We start from the raw sequence: 18,244 nt of genomic DNA, 5'->3' as shown, positions 1-18,244 counted from the left end.
TTGACGCTGGCCGGGCTGTCGGCGGCGGCCACTTCGGTGGTGCGGGCGACGTCGCTCATTTGGCTTCTCCCTGCTGGAGCTTGCGGACGGCTCGGAAGTAGACGATGCAGAAGGCGGTCACGAAGAGCGAGATGACCACGGCGCGGGCGGCGCCTTCACCGTATTTGCGGCTGCCGATGGCGGTCTTGTAGGTGTCGATGATCATCGTGGTGGTGGAGCCCGAGGGGCCGCCCTGGGTGAGGATCCAGATGATGTCGAAGGAATTGAAGGTGGCGATGAGCGAGAGCAGGCTCATGGTGATGATGGCCGGCACCATCAGCGGCACGGTGATGCGGCGGAAGCGGTAGAAGCGGCCGGCGCCATCGGTCCAGGCGGCTTCGTGCAGGTCCCGCGGGATCGACTGCATGGCGGCCAGGAAATAGATGGTCACCATGGGCACGCCGATCCACACGTCGGTGACGATGGTGGCCCAGAAGGCGGTGTTGCCATAGGCCAGCCAGGCAATGGGGCCGTTGGTGATGCCGAAGTTTTCGAGCAGGCCCGAGATCATCCCGAACTGGCCGTTATACATCCAGGCCCACATGTAGATGCCGATGGCCATGGGCACGATCCAGGGCGGCATGGTGAGGATGCGGAACAACGCCTGGCCGGGAATGGCGGCATTGAGCAGCACCGCGCCCAGCATGCCGATCACCATCTTGGTCGAGACCGAGAAGAAGGTCCAGATGAAGGTGCGGATGATGACTTCGGTGAAATTGCCGGCGCCGAAGATGCGCTGGTAATTGGCCCAGCCGACGAAATCATAGTCCTGCCGCAGCGAGGCATTGGTGAAGCTCAGCACGATCGTGTCCACCAGCGGGTAGGCCACGATGGTCAGGATGTAGATCAGTGCCGGGGCCAGCAGGGCAAAGGCGAAGAGGGTGGCGCTTCTGGTGCTGGTCATTGGCTTGTCCCTCAGTTCGCTCGGCCCAGGGCAGCGTCGAAGCGCTGCCAGATCGGGGTCATGTCGATGATCGACCTGGTGCGCATCGACTCGTCCATGGAAATGGCGAGGAGCCCCGCCTCCAGGGCATCCGTCACTGAGACGGGAAGCGGCGCGCCTTCGAGGCAATGCTTGAGGATGTCCTCGGCCATCTGCTCGTCGGCGCCATAGTGCTGGCTGAGTTCCGATGTCTTGTAGGTCGTGTCGGTCAGGCGCTCGGAAGTGCGGCTGTCGGTGACGCGGAAGTAGTTGCGGATGAAATCGCCTTCCGCCATGCCCTTGGCTCCCATGACCGCAAAGCGGCGGAAGTCGTCGGGCACGTTCATATTGGTGTGGAAGGTCAGCGCTGCGCCGCTTTCGTACTGCACGATGGCGGTCTGGAAATCGATGATGTCGCCGTCGCTGTCGAAGACCTTGTCCGAACCTTCCCAGCCCGAGGGTTTGCGATGGTAGACTTCCATGTCGTTGACGCCCGCCGTGGCCGGGGCGTTTTCGGGAATGAAGCTCTTGCGGCCGCCGAAGCTGGCGACGAGGCGCGGGCGCGAGCCCATGACGCCATTATAGAGATCGAGGTCGTGGCAGCATTTTTCGAGCATGAAACCGCCGGCATATTTGCCGTAGCGGCGCCAGTCGCGCATGAAAAAAGCGCCATGATAGGGCGGGATGTGCTCGGAGGCTTCGATCGACACCACCTCGCCCAGCTTGCCTTCGGCCTGGGCTTTGCGCAGATCGACATAGAGCGGCGCATAGCGCAGCACCAGGCCCACCATGACATTGTCGGAGCCGTATTTGCCGATCAGTTCGGCCAGCGCCATGGTGTCTTCCACCGTGGTCACCACGGGCTTTTCGGCAAAGATCTTCATGCCGCGCTCGAGGCCGGTGCGAATGTGCTCGAGATGGAGGTGATTGGGCGAGCCGACCATGAGGAGGTCGAGACTGCCCTCGTCGATCATCTGCTCGAGGCTGTCGAAAGACTTGCCGACGGAAACACCATGCTCGGTCGCATAGGACAGACCGGCGGGCGCCGGATCCACATAGCCAACAATCTCGAAGTCGTCGCGCGCCGCTGAAAAGATGCGCGCCAGATAGCCCAGACGATATCCGAGGCCGACGATGCCTACCCGCATAACCTTGCCGTTCCCTGTTTATTAACCCGCCGATCTCTTTGCGGATCGGTGTCGTTTGTGTAAACGATTTTCAAGACTAGGCGCCTTCCGACAACAATGTCAACACACATTCCGATCCCGCACAATACCAATTTAAGCCACCCTGAAACTCTGCTCAAACGGGCGGCGTTTTGCCGTATTTCTAGGCGTTTATTGGTATTGCAGTGGTATTAGAGGAGTGGACAAAACCCTCGATAAGCGGCAGCATGTCCGAATTGGTATCCATGTGGCCTCTTTCACATGACCCCATCTGCGTGTCGACTGTGAAAATTTGAAACAGAAATGGCGCACGTGCCTCGAAGCCGTGCTCCTTCCAGGCAAGAGACGAAAATGAGCCTATCCGCAAATCCCTTCCCTCAGGACGCCGACCGCTCGGCCATCTGGACCATGCTCGTGCCACGCGACATCAAGGCCTATGTCAACGCCGACTGGTCGATGGTGGAAGGCGATTTCGTCGCCGACGATTTCATGGGAATCAACGGCAACCGCGTCGACAACCCGGACGGATGGACCATCAGCTTCCCCACGCTGGCCGACTATCGCGACGAATGGCTGCGCCAGGCGCATGAGGGCCAGGCACAGAGCTATGCCGAAGATGTTGAGGCCGGCATCCACCGCGCCACCAGCCTCACCGAAATCGAAATCACCGGCGAGCGGGCCATCGCCCACAAGAAGTTCAACGGCGAAATCAAGCTCAGTAATGGTGGGGTCGACCGCCTCAACTGGCAGACGCTCTATTTCCTGCGCAAGGTGAGCGGCGAATGGAAGCTGACGGGGTTTGTTGGGTATCTGCCCTATCCGATGCCGAAGCAGAGCTGAGCATTCTTCAAATGCTCCGCGCCGCCCTCGGGCTTGATCGGAGGGCCACCGACATCGCGGTGGATGTTTGAACTGGTCCTCGGGTCAAGCCCGAGGACGGCGCCGTGGGAATTCAACCGACGGCGTCATTCCCGCGAAAGCGGGAACTCCTGTTTCACTGGCCCAACGGAGGTTCCCGCTTTCGCGGGAATGACCCGGTGGGTGGAGCAAAAAGCTAGCCATGTCCTTCTTCACCCCCCAACGCCTTGTCATGCTGGTGTTCTTCCTCCAGCCCGTCGCCTTCGGGTCCTGGCTGCCGCGCATTCCGGAGGTGCAGGCGGCCATGGGCCTGGGGCCGGCGGCGCTGGCACTGGCGCTGCTCGGCATGCCCTGCGGCACGCTTCTCACCCTGCCATTTGCCGGGCCGCTGGTGGGCCGGATCGGGGCGCGGACCGCGATCTTTGTCGGCTTCATCTTCTATTCCATCGCCGCCAGCCTGCCGGTGCTGGCGCCCGATCCGATCCTCTTGTTCATCGCCCTTGCCCTGGCCGGCTCGGCCATTTCCTTTGTCGAACTGGGCCTCAACGTCCAGGCCGATCTCGTCGAGAAGACCAGCGGCAAGCTGATCATGAACACTTCGCATGGATGCTGGTCGCTGGGCATCATGGCGGGCAGCCTCATCGGTTCGGGCTTTGCCGCAATCGGCCTGGCGCCCGGGTTTGCCGTGCCGCTGCTGGCCGCCCTGGTGCTGCCGATCGCGCTCTTCGCGGCCAAAGCCCTGCCGGTGCTCCACGACGCGGCGCCCGCGGGAGAGACCCAGCGCTCGGCCTGGGCCCTGCCCAGCCCAGCGCTGATCGGCATTTGCCTCTTCGTGTTCGGCATCACCATGACCGAGGGCGCCATGGCAGACTGGTCGGCCATTTTCCTGCGCGATGCGCTCTCGGCCGAGGGCGGCCTTGTCGGCCTCGGCTATTCGGTTTTTGCCTTCATGGTCGCCGCAGGCCGCTTTGGCGGGGATACGCTGAAGCGTCGTTTTGGTGGCGTCGGCACCGCGCAGATCTGCGGCACACTGGCAGTAGCAGGTGCCGTGCTGCTGTATTTCGCGCCCAGCGTGCCTTTGGCGCTGGTGGGCTTCGGGATCATCGGCGTCGGCGTCTCGGTCGGCTTTCCGCTGGCCGTGACCGCTGCCGCCGGCATCGGCGACCGCGCCGCCTCGGCCAATGTGGCCGTCCTCTCCTTCGTGGCGCTGACCGGCTTCCTGATCGGGCCGCCGCTGATCGGCTTCGTCGCCGAGCACTGGGGCATCCGCGTCGGCGTGGCCTGCGTCATCCCGGTGCTGCTAGTGAGCCTCTTTCTCACCGGTCGACTGAAGCCAAGGCCGGCGCGGACAGCCCATAATCCAGAATCCGAAGTGCCGGGAGTTTTGTGATGAAGATAGCCGTTGCCGGGCTGCATATCGAATGCAGCACCTATAATCCCGTGCTCAATCGCGAGGCCGATTTTCGCGTGCTGCGCGGGCCCGCCATGCTGAAGGATCAGTATTTTGATTTCGTGACGCATTTTCCGGCCGAGTTCATCACCATTTTCCACGCCCGCGCCATTGCCGGCGGGCCGGTGGCGCGCGACACCTATGAGACCTGGAAGGCGGAAATCCTCGACGGTTTGCGGGCCGCCATGCCGTTTGACGGCGTCTACCTCCCCATGCATGGCGCCATGTTTGTGGAAGGCCTGTTCGACGCCGAGGGCGATTTCATCGCCGCGGTGCGCGAGACGGTCGGGCCGGATGTGCTGATTTCGGCCAGCTATGATCTCCATGGCAATGTCAGCCAGAAGATCATCGACGCGCTCGACATGTTCTCGACCTATCGCACGGCGCCCCATATCGACGTGCAGGACACGATGCGCCGCTCCGTGACCATGCTGGTGCGCGCCCTCAAGACCGGCGTGAAACCGCTGCTCGCCTGGGCGCCGGTACCAGTGCTGTTGCCGGGCGAGCGCACGTCCACGCAGGATGAACCGGCGCGGACTTTTTACACGCAGATCCACGAGGTCGAGGAACCGACGGGCATCTGGGATGCCTCGTTCCAGGTGGGCTATGTCTGGGCCGACGAACCCCGCGCGACCGCCTGCGCCGTGGTGACCGGGACGGACCGCGCCGCCATGGAAAAGGCGGCGGCTCACCTCGCCCAGGATTATTGGGATATCCGCGATGGCTTTGTGTTCGGCATGGAGACCGGTTCTATCGCCGAATGCGTGGACCGTGCCATTGCCAGCCCGTCTCACCCTGTCGTGCTCGCCGAATCGGGTGACAATCCGACCGGCGGTGGCGTGGGTGACAGGGCAGAAGTGCTGGCCGAGCTGCTCAATCAGGGCGCCGATGGCGTCATCTTTGCCGGTATCACCGACAAGGCGGCAACCGATGCGGCCTATGCGGCCGGCGTGGGCGCGCGGGTAAACCTCCATATCGGCGCCAGCCTCGACCCGTCGAGCAGGCCGGTGGAGACCGAAGCCGAAGTCATCTACCTCGCCGAAGTCAGCGAACCACGGCTCCGCGAGGCGGTGGTACGCATCGGGGGCGTGGACCTTGTCCTCACGGCCCGCCGCCGTCCCTTCCACAATATCGTCGACTTCACCCGGCTCGGCCTCGATCCGCATGCGGCAAAGATCATTGCGGTGAAATCCGGCTATCTCTCCCCCGAACTCGGGCCCATCGCCAATCCTGGCATCATGGCGCTGTCGCCGGGCGTGGTGGACCAGTTCGTCGAGCGCACGGAGCGCAAGCACACCCCGCGCCCGAGCTATCCGTTTGACCGGGATTTCGGGTATTCGCCGCAGGTGAAGTGGTCGAAGCGGGCGGGCCGCTGACTGCTACCCTTTTTGGAAGGAATGGCTCCTGCGCCTCCCTCCCCCTTGAGAGGGGGATCGAGGGTGGAGGTGCCTCGGCGGCCCACCGAACTACCCCCTCCCCAGCTTCGCTAGGCCTTCGGCCAGCTGCGCTACCCTCCCTCAAGGGGGAGGGTGAAATAGGCGACAGCAGCACCCGCCCCCATCGTCACCACCGGGCTTGTCCCGGTGGTCCATGCACCCGCAAGATGGATTGCCGGGACAAGCCCGGCAATGACGACAAATGTTACATCCGCCTGCCGGACAGGCGCTCGCCCTTCCCCTTTCACCCCCTTTCGTTTAATCACCAAACGAAAGGGAGGGCCGCCCGATGACACCGAGTTTGCGGCAGGCGAAGATCGTCGAACTGGCGCGCCGAAAGGGCGAAGTCAGCGTAGAGGAACTGGTCGCGGCTTTCGAGGTGACGCCGCAGACCATCCGCAAGGATCTCAATATTCTCTGCGATCGCGGGGCGCTGAAGCGGACCCATGGCGGGGCCATGCACCCCTCGGGCGTGGAAAATGTCGAATATGAAGCGCGCCGGCAGATCGCTCCCAATGAAAAGCGTGCCATCGGCCGCGCCGCTGCGGCGCTGATCCCCGACCATGCGTCGCTGTTCATCAATATCGGCACCACGACCGAGGCGGTCAGCCAGGCGCTGAGCGCGCATCGCGGGCTCATGGTCATCACCAACAATATCAATGTCGCCAATCACCTGCGCGTCGTGCCAACGGTCGAGGTGGTCATATCGGGGGGCGTGGTGCGGCCCAGCGATGGCGGCATCGTGGGCGAAGCGGCGGTCGATTTCATCCGGCAGTTCAAGGTGGATTTCGCCGTGATCGGCGTTTCCGCCATCGACCCGGATGGGGCGCTGCTGGATTTCGATTTCCGCGAGGTGAAAGTGGCGCAGGCCATCATCGCCAATGCCCGCCATGTCATCGTCGTCGCCGACCAGACCAAGTTCACCCGCACCGCCCCGGTGCGGATCGGCCACCTTTCCCAGGCGCAGAGCTTTATTACCGACATTTGCCATCTGGATTCCATCCGCCAGGTCTGCGCAGATGCGGGCATTCAATTGATCGAAACAGGCGCCGCCTGACCATTCCGGGATCTTGCCATGCAGACCATTGCCGAACTCGCCAGCGCCCTTGTCGCCGCCCATGACGGAGGTGCCAAGGTTGGCGCCGTGCCCGAAGCCCTGGTCCCTGCCGATCTCGACGCCGTCTATGCGACGCAGGACGAGATCATCAGCCAGATCGGCCCGGTGGGCGCCTGGAAGGTTGCAGCGGGGCTCGGCGATCCGCCGCTTTGCTCGCCCATTCCGGCCAATCGCTGTTTCGTCGATGGCGACCGGATCGATGGCGCGCGGCACAAGATCTTCCTTGCTGAGATCGAGGTCGCGGTGCGGCTGGGCGCGGACATTGTTGCCGGGGCAAACACGTTCGAAGTCGAGCGGGCGATTGCCAGCATCCACCCGGCCATCGAGCTGATCGGCAATCCTTTCACCGACCGCGACCCCAACCGCGCAATGTGCAGCTCGCGGACCTGCAATCCAATGGCGCCGTCGTCGTCGGCCGCGATCTCGACCGCGGCATCACCGCCTCGCTCGCCACCCTCGATGTCACGCTGAGCCTCGACGGCAAGGCGGTCAACAGCGTCGACAAGGGCGCAAGCTGGGACGCCATTGTGAAGGATATCGCCTGGCTTGCCGGCCATGCCGAGGCGCGCGGCCTGCCGCTCAAGGCCGGCCAGGTGATCATCACCGGCGCCAGGGCGCTGCTCAAACTCGACGGCGCGACCAGGGTCGAGGGCGTGCTGGGCGATTGGGGTCGGGTGAGCTGCGGGGTTTGATCTTCCAATCCCTGTTCGTCGCCCCCTCTCCCTTTGGCGGAGAGGGTTGGGGTGAGGGGGCCTTCCGGCCAGTCCGATGAAAAGGCCCCCTCACCCGGCGCTTTGCGCTGACCTCTCCTCCAAAGGGAGAGGTGAAGAGGTGACTGCTAACCCCCGAACGTATTCTCCGCAATCGACGCCGCCTTCATCTCGATCGAGAACCCCGGACGCTCCGGGGGCATGTAGGCGGCGTTCTTGATCACGCAGGGGTCGAGGAAGTGTTCGTGCAGGTGGTCGACATATTCGATCACCCTGCCCTCCTTGGTTCCTGACACGACCAGGTAATCGATCATCGAGAGGTGCTGCACATATTCGCAGAGGCCGACGCCACCGGCATGCGGCCACACCGCCTTGCCGTATTTCTGCGCCATCAACAGCACCGACAGCACCTCATTGAGGCCACCGATGCGGCAGGCATCGATCTGGACGATGTCGATGGCATCGCGGGTGATGAACTGCTTGAAGAGGATGCGGTTCTGGCACATTTCGCCGGTCGCCACCTTCACTGGCGCGATGGCCTCGCGGATTTTCCGGTGGCCTTCTACGTCATCGGGGCTGGTCGGCTCCTCGATGAAATAGGGATTGAAGCGCTTGAGCTGGTTGACCCACTCAATCGCCTGATCGACCTCCCAGACCTGGTTGGCGTCGATCATCAGATAGCGATCCGGCCCCATGATCGATCGGACGATTTCGAGGCGCCTGATATCGTCGGCAAGGTCGCGCCCGACCTTCATCTTGATATGGGTGAAACCCGTTTCCACCGCTTCGGTGGCCAGCCGCGTCAGCTTCTCGTTAGAATAGCCAAGCCACCCGGCCGAGGTCGTGTAGCAGGCATAGCCTTCGGCCCGAAGGCGGGCAATGCGCTCGGCTTTGCCGGGCTCGGCGGCGCGGAAAATGGCCAGGGCTTCTTTGGGGGTGATGGCGTCGGTGAGGTAGCGGAAGTCGATGATACTGACGAGCTGTTCGGGGCTCATCTCGCTGACATAGAGCCAGACGGGCTTTTTCGCCCGCTTGGCGAGGAGGTCCCAGACGGCATTGACTACCGCGCCGGTCGCCAGATGCATGGCGCCCTTGTCGGGGCCGATCCAGCGGAGCTGGCTGTCGCCTGTCATATGCCGCCAGAAGCGGCCGGGATTTTCCTCGACCCAGTCGAGATCGAGCCCCACGACGCGATCGGTCAGCGCCGCAATCGCCGCACACACCACTTCATTGCCGCGGCCGATGGTGAAGGTGAGGCCATGGCCTTCGAGGGTACCATCGGTGCCGAGGACCACATAGGCGGCGGAATAGTCCGGATCGGGATTCATCGCGTCCGAGCCGTCGAGCGAGGCCGAGGTGGGGAAGCGGAGGTCGTGGGTGGCGAGGGTGGTGATCTTCATTGGGCTCAAGCCGTCCAGCCGCCGTCGATGATATGCACCTGCCCGGTCGTGTAGGTGGCTCCCGCCAGATACACTGCCAGGTCCGCCACTTCGTCGGGGCGGGCAATGCGGCCGATCGGCTGGCGGGCGATAAAGGCCTTCCTGGCCGCCTCGAAATCGCCGGTGGCGTGCCAGCGCTGGTGGAGGCTCGGCGAGTCCACCGTGCCGGGGCAGATCGCGTTCACGCGGATGCCTTGGGTCGTATAGTCGGCGGCGATGGACTTGGTGAGGCCCACCACGGCCGCCTTGGAAATCGTATAGGCCGCCCGGTTGGGCACGCCTTTGACCGAAGAGGCCACCGTCGCCATGTTGATGATGGCGCCGTCCTGGCGCTCCAGCATCTGCGGTAGCACCGCCTTGATCGTCCGGATCTGCGCCTTGACGTTCAGCGCCAGCGCGAAATCGAGATCGTCATCGCTCATTTCCAGCACCGTGCCGCCATGCACCACGCCGGCGCAGTTGAACAGCACGTCGATATGACCGATCTCGGCGACGGCCTGGTTGACGGCGTCGGTGGAGAGCACATCGAGCACGCGCGTCGTCACATTGGGGACTGCGTCGAGTTCGGCCAAGAGGGGCGCGTTGATATCGGTCGCGATCACCTTTGCTCCGGCTCTTGCAAAAGCCTCGGCCGATGCCCTTCCGATGCCCTGGGCAGCAGCAGTGATGAGAACGATCTTTCCAGTGAGGTCGGCCACGTTTTGTCCTTTGGTCCTGTAGTCTGCTGGCAGTGGCCCCATCGCCTCCCTCCCCCTTGAGGGGAGGGACCGAGGGTGGGGGGCCGTCGGTGGCCAACTGAACCACCCCCACCCCCATCCCCTCCCTTCAAGGGGGAGGGGAGCCGCCTGCACAGGCTCGTCGTCTTAGTCGTACAGCACGGCTGCGATTTCGGGGTCGGTCATGTTGGTCGCATCATAATAGTAGAAGCCGGTGTCGATGACCTCCGGCAGTTCCTCGCCGTTGAGGGCGCCGATGGCGGCCTTGACGGTTTCGTATCCGATGCCGACGGGGTTCTGGGTGATGGCGCCGGCCATGACGCCCGATTCGACCATGCCCTTCTGGGCAGCACCGGAGTCGAAGCCGATGACGACGATTTCCGAGCCCAGTTCGGTCTTGCCGTTGGCGACGCCGATGGCCGAGCCCTCATTGGCGCCAAAGATGCCCTTGAGATCCGGGTTGGCAAGGAGGATCGACTTGGTGATCTCGGTCGACTGCAACTGGTCGCCGCCGCCATACTGGACCGACACGACCTCGATATTGGGATAGGCTTCCTTCATGCGGTTGACGAAGCCGTCGACGCGGTCGATGCCGGTGCGGCTGGTCTGGTCGTGGGCCACGACGGCCACCTTGCCTTCGCCGCCGATCAGTTCGGCCATCTTGTCGGCCGCGAGCGCGGCAGCCGCCACGTTGTCGGTGGTGGCGGTGGTCAGCGGGATGTCGCTGTCGACGCCACTATCAAAGGCGACGATGGGAATGCCGGCATCGGATGCCTGCTGCAGCAGCGGCACGGCGGCCTGCGAGTCGAGCGCGGCAAAGCCGATGGCGTCGGGCTGGCGCGACAGGGCTGCGGCCAGCATGTCCATCTGCCGGTCGACCTGCGACTCGCTTTCCGGACCTTCGAAGGTGACATTGGCGCCGAATTCGGCGGCGGCCTTGTCGGCACCGGCCTTCACGGCCTGCCAGAACTGATGCTGGAAGCCTTTGGAGATGAGGGCGATATCGACCTGGTCCTGTGCCAGGACGGCGGGGCCGGATGCGGCCAGCAGGGCAATGGCGCTGATGGCGCCAATCAGGCTACGGCGATTGAGCATGGTTTTCCTCCCAGATGCTGCTTTGAAACTGTTGAGTCGTGTTCTTCTTGGTCTTGGCGCGGGACGCGCGGTAGTTCTCGACGCCTAAAGTTTGCGGCGCCGCAGGATGTCGGCATAGACGGCGAGGATGATGATGCAGCCGGTGACCACCGTCTGCCATTCCTGCGCCACCGATAGAATTCTGAGGCCATTGGCCAAGACCGAAATGATCAGTGCGCCGATCAGCGTGCCGAGCACGGTGCCGCGCCCGCCCGAGAGCGAGGTGCCGCCGATGACCACGGCCGCGATGGCATCGAGTTCATAGCCCTGCCCCAAGGCCGGCTGGGCCGAATTGAGCCGGCTGGCGATGAGGAGACCGGCAACGCCACAGATCGAGCCGGCCAGCGCATAGACGGCGATCTTCCAGCGATCGACATTGACGCCGGAAAGGCGCACGGCCTCCTCGTTGGAGCCGAGGGCGAAGGTGTAGCGACCGAGCGCGGTCTTGCCGAGAATGAAGGCGGCAAGCAAAGCCACCGCAAAAAGGATGAGCACGCCATTGGGGATGGGGAGGCCCGGAATGACCGAGCCAACCATCGAACCGAGCGAAATCTGGGTAAAGCCAGGCGTGTCGTTGAAATAGATCGGGCGGGTGCCCGAGATCACCAGCGACAGACCCTTCATGATCAGCATCATGCCCAGGGTGGCGATGAAGGGCGGGACCTTCAATTTGGCGATGATCGTGCCCGAGGTGAAGCCGACCACCGTGCCGGCGAGGATGGCGCCGATGACGCCCAAGGGGAGCGGCAGGCCCCAATAGGTGAGGATCACGCCGGCAATAACCGCACAGAAGGTCATCAGTGTGCCGACCGAGAGATCGATACCGCCGGTGATGATCACCAGGGTCGCGGCGATGGCAAGGACGCCATTCACCGAGGTCGCCTGCAGGATGGCCAGGATATTCTGGGTCTGCATGAAATTGGGCGAAGCCAGCGAAAACACCACGACCAGCGCGATAAGGCCGGAAAAGGCAAGCAGGCGGTGGAAGGCGCCGGATATGCGGATGCCGGTTTTCTGGCCCGGGGCGGTGGTGTCGGTCATGCTGTGGCTCCGGTGTGCGAGGTCTGGCTCCCGTCCCCCTTGAGGGGAGGGGTCGGGGGTGGGGGTCCATTGGCAGTCCACAGAACCACCCCCTCCCCAGCTCTGCTACGGCCCTTCGGACCGAGCGGCGCTACCCTCCCCTCAAGGGGGCGGGTGGGCAGAACACTGGATACGGGTTTGATGCTAACCCGCATGCCGCAGCTCCATGGCGGTCTCGCGCATCGTCGCGAGCCGCATGATATCTTCCTGGCTCGATCCGCCGGGCAGGACGCCGGTCAGCCGGCCCTCGCACATGACGGCGATGCGGTGACTGAGCCTCAGGATTTCCGGCAACTCCGAGGAGATGACGATGATCGCCTTGCCCTGGGCGGCGAGGTTGTTGAGGAGCTTATAGATTTCCGACTTGGCACCGACATCGATGCCGCGGGTCGGTTCGTCGAAAATCAGGATGTCGCAGTCCCGCAGCAGCCATTTGGCGATGACCACTTTCTGCTGGTTGCCGCCCGAGAGCAGCCGCGCTTCCTGGGTGTCGCTGGGCGTCTTGATGGCGAGCTGGCGGATGGCTTCCTTGGCCGCCTGTTCCATGCCTGCCTCGTCGAGCACACCGCCGGGACCGGTGAAGCGATCTAGGCTGGCCAGCGCGATATTGTTGCGCACGTCGAGCCCGGTCGCGAGACCGAAGAGTTTCCTATCCTCCGACAGGTAGCCGATGCCCTTTTCCACGGCGTCGCGCGGCGTGGAAATGCCGACGCGCTTGCCATGGACCCAGATCTCGCCACCCTCCTTGCGGTCGGCGCCGAAGATGGCGCGGGCCACCTCGGTGCGCCCGGCGCCCATCAGCCCGGCAAAGCCGAGGATTTCGCCCTGCCGTACCGAGAAACTGACATCGCGTATTTCGCGACCACGCCTGAGGTTCTTCACCTCCAGCGCCACCGGCGCATTGGCTGTATTGGGAATGGCCAGCGTCTCGTTGCTGAGGGTGCGGCCCACCATCATGGAAATGATGGTCTCGATGGACGTATCGGCCGCCGGGACCGTCCCGACATATTCGCCGTCGCGCATCACGGTGACGCGGTCGGAGATGCGCTTGATCTCGTCCATCTTGTGCGAAATGTAGACGACGCCGACACCCTCGGCCTTGAGCCTGACGATGATGGCGAAGAGCTCGGCAATCTCGGCATCGTTCAGCGCCGCCGTCGGCTCGTCCATGATCAGCACGCGGGAGCGATAGGACAGTGCCTTGGCGATCTCGACCATCTGCTGCTTGGCAATGGTCAGCGTATCCACCTTTACCGTCGGCTCGAGCTTCAGATTCATCGAGGCGAAGATGGCAGCCGCGTCGCGATTGAGCTGGCCCTCGTCGAGGATGCCGAAGCGGCGCGGCTCGCGGCCGATGAAGATGTTCTGCGCGGCGGTGAGGTCGCGCATCAGGGCCAGTTCCTGGTGGATGATGGAAATGCCGGCGTCCTGCGCCTGGCGCGGCGAGGTGATCTCCACCGGCACGCCATCGAGCTTCACCACCCCCGCATCGCGCGAATAGACGCCTGAGAGCACTTTCATCAGGGTCGACTTGCCGGCGCCATTCTCGCCCATCAGGGCATGGACCTCGCCGGGCCTGAGATCGAATTGGGCGCCGATCAGCGCGCGCACGCCGGGAAAGCTCTTGTCCACGCCGGTCATCTCGACCAGCGGCACGGCAGGCGCAGGCGTCGTCGCGCGCTCGGATGACCCTCCCACCATGCTCCCGTCCTCCCTCTGCGTCGCCGCCCGTTCTTTGCCGGGTCGTCGAACCGTCGTGGAGCTAATGGCAAGTCAGTCAGGCTGTCAAGTGGTCAGACCAGTGGACAGCCGACGTGACCGGGGCTATGACAGGGCAACGAGGGCAGTATGAAGCTTCAGGCCGTATCCAACCGCAAACTCTATATCCAGATCGCCGACCAGATCCGCGACCAGATCCACAAGGGCGCGGTGGAGCCGGGCGGACAATTGCCCTCGGAACGCGACCTGGCGCTGAGTCTGGGCGTCTCGCGTCCCACGGTGCGCGAGGCGCTGATCGCGCTCGAAGTGGCGGGGCTGGTGGAAGTGCGGGTGGGCGTCGGCGCCTTCGTGCGCAAGCGCGACACGGCAGACGAGACGCTGCCCGAACAGAGCGCCTCGCCGCTCGAAATCATGGCTGTGCGGCGCCTCCTCGAACCCGAGGCCGCGGCCCTGGCCAGCCAGCACATTTCTCCCGAGGGCACGGCGCGCCTGGCCGAAACCATCCGCAAGATGCGCGCGGAAACGACGCGGGGACAATGGTCATCGGAAAGCGACCGTATCCTTCACATGACCCTGGCCGACGCTTCGGGCAATGCCGTGTTGCGCGAAATGCTCGACGGGCTCTGGAATTCCCGGCGCGGGGAAGTCGACACGCGTTTCCACCAGCACCTGGCCGATATCGGTGAAGTGCGCTCGCACATCCTTGGCGATCATGAGGCAATCATCGCCGCCGTGGTCAGCGGCAATGCCGAAGCGGCGCGCAAGGCTATGGCGCAGCACCTGGAGTTTGTTGCTGATGCGATGCTGGAAGCGTGGGAGTAGTTTTATCACCCAGCGGCTGTCACCCCGGGCCTGACCCGGGGCCCATCTCGACATCTCAGGATGGGCCCCGGCTTTCGCCGGGGTGACAGCCGGGAGGCTGTTTCAACGCGACAGCACCGCCTTCAGCGCCTTGACCTTGTCCCGGCTGGTGGTCTTGCGCGTGGGGCTGACAAAGTCGAGACGCTGGGCCGGGGCGCTGTCGGGTGAAGCAGGTTCGCCGCAGGCGCCGTGCACGGCCGAGAGCGGAACGCGCTGGAGGATGGCGGGGGCGGTTTCGGCCGTCACGCCAGATCCGGCCATGATGGTCAGGCGCCCGTCGGCCAATTGATGGGCCAGCGCCAGATCCTCAATGCCTTCGCGAGCCGTCCGCGCCCTTCCGGAGGTGAGGATGGTGTCAAAACCCAGCGCCACTGCCTGCTCCACCGCTTCACCAATGTCCGGGACGAGATCGAAGGCGCGATGCAGGGTTCTCGGCATTTCGCCGGTCGTATCCACCAGCCGCTCGAGCAGCGCGATATCGAGCCGCCCGTCAGGCAGGCTGGCGCCCAGCACCACGCCCGCGAGGCCGGCCTGACGCACGGCTTCGATATCGAAGAGCATGGCATCGCGGTCGGCAGCGGAAAACACGAAATCCCCGCCGCGCGGCCGGATCATGGCCCGCACCGGTACCGAGGCTTTCGCGGCCAGCGCCATCAGGCCCGGCTGCGGGGTCAAGCCACCCAATTCCAGCACCGAACAGAGTTCGATGCGGTCGGCACCCCCGGCGAGGGCTGCGGCGAGCCCGGCGGCATCGTCGACGCAGATTTCGAGCAGGGTCATGCCGCGCCCTCCGAGAAAGCGAGGCTCGCGGCGCCGATGAGCCCAGCATCGACGGTCAGTTGCGCCGGCACGACCAGCGGCCGATCGATCCGTCGGAGGATACAGGCGCGCACTGCCTCGTCCAGTCGCGCGACGAGCGCACGGGCATTGCCCAAGCCTCCCCCGACCGGGATGATGTCCGGCCCGACGATATTGACCGTCAGGGCCAGCGGCACGCTCACCAGTTCCACATGGAGGTCCACCGTCTGTGCGGCACCGGCATCCCCTGCCTGCCAGGCAGCGATGATCTCGGTGCTCGGCAGGTCCGTACCGTGCAGCAGCTTGTGCAGCTTCTCGATGCCGCGCGCCCCGCCGATCGTGTCGACGCAGCCGGCCTGGCCGCAGCCGCAGCGGAAGTGCTCGATCTCATGGGGCGGCACGCTGACCTTGGTGGCCACCGCCGTGCCATGCCCCCATTCGCCCGAAAGGCCGCCGCCACCGCGAAAGAGCTTTCCGTCGGCGACAATGCCGCCACCGACGCCGGTGCCCAGAATGGCGCCGAAGACGACGCGATGGCCGCGCCCGGCCCCGGCATGAGCCTCGGCCAGGGCAAAGCAATCGGCATCATTGGCCACGAAGACCGGGCGACCGAGCTTTTCGCCCAGTTCAGCGCCCAGATGACGCCCGTCGATGCAGGGAATGTTGGCAACCGTGGTGACGCCGCTATCGGGGTCGACTACGCCCGTCACCGAGATGGAAATGGCGCTGCCCGCCGGGGCGCCGCCTTGATCGACCAGCGCCGATATCGTCTCCACGAAGGATTGAAAATCGTCGCGCGGCGTCGGCATCCGGCCGACCGGCTTCAGTGCCGTCGGGCCGGTGGCGGTGGCGGCCTTGATGGTAGTGCCGCCGATATCGAAACAGGTGATCATGGAGGGGCATCTAACGCAGCCCTCGGCGCAAAAGCAAACGGCGCCGGTGGGGAGCACCGGCGCCGTCCGGTTGTTACTGCATCGCCCCGGCTTGCCTGGGCAACCACAGTACGAGGTCGGGAATGTAGGTGATCATGAACAGCACTACGATCAGCAGCAGGAGATGAGGCCAGAGCTCCTTGATCATCGCCGATATGGGGATGTCGTTCACCGCCTTGATGACGAAGAGCAGCATGCCCATGGGCGGCGTGATGAGGCCGATCATCATGTTGAGTACCAAGACGACGCCGAGATGCACGAGGTCGATGCCGAGCGCCAGGGCGGTCGGGATGAACAGCGGCACGATGACGAGCTGGATGGTCGAGACGTCGAGGAAACAGCCCAGGATCAGGAAGAGGATGTTCAGCAAGAGCAGGAACAGCCAGGCTTCCATCTGGTAGTAGGCGAAGAACTCGTAAACCATCTGCGGGATGCGCTCGACGGCGATCACGTAGTTGAAGACGAAGGCGCCGCAGAGCACGATCGACACCACGGCCGTGGTCTTGACCGTCGCGTAGACCACGCCGACGAAGCTCCGCGGTCCCAGCGTGCGATAGGCAAACAAAGCCAGCAGCAGCGCATAGAAGGCCGAGACGGCCGCCGCTTCGGTGGGCGTGAAGACGCCGGTATAGATACCGCCCAGGAGAATGACCGGCATCATCAGCGCCGGGAAGGCGCGGAGGAAGATCAGCGGGAACTGGCGGAACGGGATGGCCTCTTCCACCGGGAAGCCGCGACGCTTCGCGGTGAAATAGGCGGCCACCATCTGGAAGGCGACGATGATCAGCGCCGGCACCACGCCACCGAGGAACAGCGCGCCGATCGAGGCGGACGACACCAGGGCGTAGTAGACCATGGGGATGGAGGGTGGGAAGATCGGCCCCACCACGGCGGTGGCCGCGGTCAGCGCGCCAGCATAGCCGGGCGGATAGCGACCTTCGCGCATCATCATGTCGTTGACGACCTTGCCGACGCCGGCGGCATCGGAAATTGCCGAGCCGCTCATGCCCGAGAAGATGAGGCTGGTGAGAATGTTCACCTGCGCCATGCCGCCGGGGCTGCGTCCGACCAGGGCAAGGCAGAATTTGAGCAATCGATCCGATATCTTGCCGGCATCCATGATGTTGGCGGCAAAGATGAAGAGCGGCACGGCCACGGCGGCGAAATTGCCGAAAATGCCGTTGAGCACCATTTCGGCGCCGAGGCCTACGTCGCGGCCGGAAATGAAAAGATAGAGAACGCTCGAGGCGATCATGGCGATGCCCATGGGCAGGCCGGCGATCGTGGTCACGACGAGGACCACGAGCATGATGGGGAGGGCGTATTCAGCCAGGATTTGCATAGTCTGGGCGCCTTAAATCTGCTTGCCCCATTCGGGCGTGAACAGGCGCCAGAGACGCACCGCGGCTTGAATGGTGAAATTGACAACAAAGAGCAGGTAGCAGCCGTAGATCCAGGTCATGGAGATGCGCAGGACCGGGCTGCGCTTGCGCAGCAGGAATTCGAGATAATCCCAGGTGGCCGGGATCAGCAGCAGGAAGCAGCCGATCAGCACGATCATCGAGAAGATCGCGGAAATGCGCTTCATCTTCGGCGACATGACTTCATAGACGACGTCGAAGGTCACATGTTCGCGGATATTGACCATGAAGGCGGCCGCCCAAAACACCGTCCAGACGAAGGCGATCATGGTGACCTCCTCGGTCCACAGGATCGGGCGGTTGACGACGTAGCGGAAGAATATCTGGACGATGAAGCCGAGGAAGGCGGTGGTGAAGAGAAGGACGCCGACAAGATCGGCGCCCTCCTTGAGTACCCGCAGCCATGTCGGCATCCGCCTCACGGATGCGGAATAGTCGGTCATATT

At 63.9% G+C, this 18,244-nt stretch carries 18 protein-coding genes; 7 read left to right on the top strand and 11 right to left on the bottom strand.

The window, feature by feature from the left end:
* Positions 1 to 55 precede the first annotated feature (55 nt).
* Both JEQ47_RS15520 and JEQ47_RS15515 read right to left on the bottom strand, forming a co-directional pair.
* On the bottom strand, positions 56 to 943 hold the full coding sequence (locus tag JEQ47_RS15520) for a carbohydrate ABC transporter permease (protein WP_198877310.1): 888 nt from the start codon (positions 941 to 943) through the stop codon (positions 56 to 58).
* Positions 944 to 954: 11 nt separating this feature from the next.
* Complete coding sequence (locus JEQ47_RS15515) at positions 955 to 2,109, bottom strand: Gfo/Idh/MocA family protein (protein ID WP_198877309.1); 1,155 nt, start codon at positions 2,107 to 2,109, stop codon at positions 955 to 957.
* Positions 2,110 to 2,478: 369 nt separating this feature from the next.
* Between JEQ47_RS15515 and JEQ47_RS15510 the strand changes: the two genes are divergently transcribed.
* The 6 genes from JEQ47_RS15510 (at position 2,479) to JEQ47_RS15485 (ending at position 7,680) form a co-directional block, all read left to right on the top strand.
* Positions 2,479 to 2,967 (top strand): hypothetical protein, encoded by a 489-nt coding sequence (locus tag JEQ47_RS15510; protein WP_198877308.1) that lies wholly within the window; start codon positions 2,479 to 2,481, stop codon positions 2,965 to 2,967.
* Positions 2,968 to 3,187: 220 nt separating this feature from the next.
* Positions 3,188 to 4,375: an MFS transporter gene (locus JEQ47_RS15505; RefSeq protein ID WP_198877307.1), complete on the top strand. Its 1,188-nt coding sequence runs from the start codon at positions 3,188 to 3,190 to the stop codon at positions 4,373 to 4,375.
* Positions 4,375 to 5,811, top strand: a complete 1,437-nt coding sequence (locus tag JEQ47_RS15500) for a M81 family metallopeptidase (RefSeq protein ID WP_198877306.1) — start codon at positions 4,375 to 4,377, stop codon at positions 5,809 to 5,811. Before JEQ47_RS15505 ends, JEQ47_RS15500 begins: the two co-directional genes overlap by 1 nt.
* Positions 5,812 to 6,160: 349 nt before the next feature.
* Positions 6,161 to 6,928 carry a DeoR/GlpR family DNA-binding transcription regulator gene (locus JEQ47_RS15495; RefSeq protein WP_198877305.1) on the top strand — a complete coding sequence of 256 codons (768 nt, stop codon included), beginning with the start codon at positions 6,161 to 6,163 and terminating at the stop codon, positions 6,926 to 6,928.
* An 18-nt stretch (positions 6,929 to 6,946) separates the two neighbouring features.
* Positions 6,947 to 7,459, top strand: a complete 513-nt coding sequence (locus JEQ47_RS15490) for a hypothetical protein (RefSeq protein ID WP_198877304.1) — start codon at positions 6,947 to 6,949, stop codon at positions 7,457 to 7,459.
* Positions 7,360 to 7,680 carry a hypothetical protein gene (locus JEQ47_RS15485; protein WP_198877303.1) on the top strand — a complete coding sequence of 107 codons (321 nt, stop codon included), beginning with the start codon at positions 7,360 to 7,362 and terminating at the stop codon, positions 7,678 to 7,680. The genes JEQ47_RS15490 and JEQ47_RS15485 overlap by 100 nt, the downstream gene beginning before the upstream one ends.
* A gap of 146 nt (positions 7,681 to 7,826) precedes the next feature.
* Here JEQ47_RS15485 and JEQ47_RS15480 read toward each other — a convergent pair whose 3' ends face one another.
* The 5 genes from JEQ47_RS15480 to JEQ47_RS15460 form a co-directional block, all read right to left on the bottom strand.
* Entirely contained in the window at positions 7,827 to 9,098 is a 1,272-nt protein-coding gene (locus JEQ47_RS15480; RefSeq protein WP_198877302.1) for an L-fuconate dehydratase, read from the bottom strand.
* A gap of 5 nt (positions 9,099 to 9,103) precedes the next feature.
* Positions 9,104 to 9,877 carry an SDR family oxidoreductase gene (locus tag JEQ47_RS15475; RefSeq protein WP_198877301.1) on the bottom strand — a complete coding sequence of 258 codons (774 nt, stop codon included), beginning with the start codon at positions 9,875 to 9,877 and terminating at the stop codon, positions 9,104 to 9,106.
* A gap of 123 nt (positions 9,878 to 10,000) precedes the next feature.
* Positions 10,001 to 10,948, bottom strand: coding sequence for an ABC transporter substrate-binding protein (locus tag JEQ47_RS15470; RefSeq protein WP_198877300.1), 948 nt, complete (start codon positions 10,946 to 10,948; stop codon positions 10,001 to 10,003).
* A gap of 84 nt (positions 10,949 to 11,032) precedes the next feature.
* The gene (locus tag JEQ47_RS15465) at positions 11,033 to 12,028 is read right to left on the bottom strand and encodes an ABC transporter permease (protein ID WP_198877299.1); all 996 of its coding nucleotides are present in this window, start codon (positions 12,026 to 12,028) and stop codon (positions 11,033 to 11,035) included.
* Between the two features lie 183 nt (positions 12,029 to 12,211).
* Positions 12,212 to 13,768 (bottom strand): sugar ABC transporter ATP-binding protein, encoded by a 1,557-nt coding sequence (locus tag JEQ47_RS15460; RefSeq protein ID WP_210338029.1) that lies wholly within the window; start codon positions 13,766 to 13,768, stop codon positions 12,212 to 12,214.
* Positions 13,769 to 13,915: 147 nt separating this feature from the next.
* On the opposite strand from JEQ47_RS15460, the gene JEQ47_RS15455 reads away from it, so the two are divergent.
* Positions 13,916 to 14,608 (top strand): FadR/GntR family transcriptional regulator, encoded by a 693-nt coding sequence (locus tag JEQ47_RS15455; protein WP_198877298.1) that lies wholly within the window; start codon positions 13,916 to 13,918, stop codon positions 14,606 to 14,608.
* A gap of 102 nt (positions 14,609 to 14,710) precedes the next feature.
* Here the strand turns inward: JEQ47_RS15455 and JEQ47_RS15450 are convergent, their stop codons facing one another.
* The 4 genes from JEQ47_RS15450 to JEQ47_RS15435 all read right to left on the bottom strand — a co-directional run bounded on the left by JEQ47_RS15450 (position 14,711) and on the right by JEQ47_RS15435 (position 18,241).
* Positions 14,711 to 15,427 carry a copper homeostasis protein CutC gene (locus JEQ47_RS15450; RefSeq protein WP_198877297.1) on the bottom strand — a complete coding sequence of 239 codons (717 nt, stop codon included), beginning with the start codon at positions 15,425 to 15,427 and terminating at the stop codon, positions 14,711 to 14,713.
* Positions 15,424 to 16,338 carry an ROK family protein gene (locus JEQ47_RS15445; RefSeq protein WP_198877296.1) on the bottom strand — a complete coding sequence of 305 codons (915 nt, stop codon included), beginning with the start codon at positions 16,336 to 16,338 and terminating at the stop codon, positions 15,424 to 15,426. Before JEQ47_RS15445 ends, JEQ47_RS15450 begins: the two co-directional genes overlap by 4 nt.
* Positions 16,339 to 16,411: 73 nt before the next feature.
* The gene (locus tag JEQ47_RS15440; protein WP_198877295.1) at positions 16,412 to 17,719 is read right to left on the bottom strand and encodes a TRAP transporter large permease; all 1,308 of its coding nucleotides are present in this window, start codon (positions 17,717 to 17,719) and stop codon (positions 16,412 to 16,414) included.
* Between the two features lie 12 nt (positions 17,720 to 17,731).
* A complete protein-coding gene (locus JEQ47_RS15435) occupies positions 17,732 to 18,241 on the bottom strand; it encodes a TRAP transporter small permease (protein WP_198877294.1) in 510 nt (169 codons plus the stop codon).
* Positions 18,242 to 18,244 lie beyond the last annotated feature (3 nt).

Source organism: Devosia sediminis, from assembly GCF_016411825.1.
Lineage (GTDB): Bacteria > Pseudomonadota > Alphaproteobacteria > Rhizobiales > Devosiaceae > Devosia > Devosia sediminis.
This window is presented reverse-complemented; position numbering and strand designations above follow the sequence as displayed.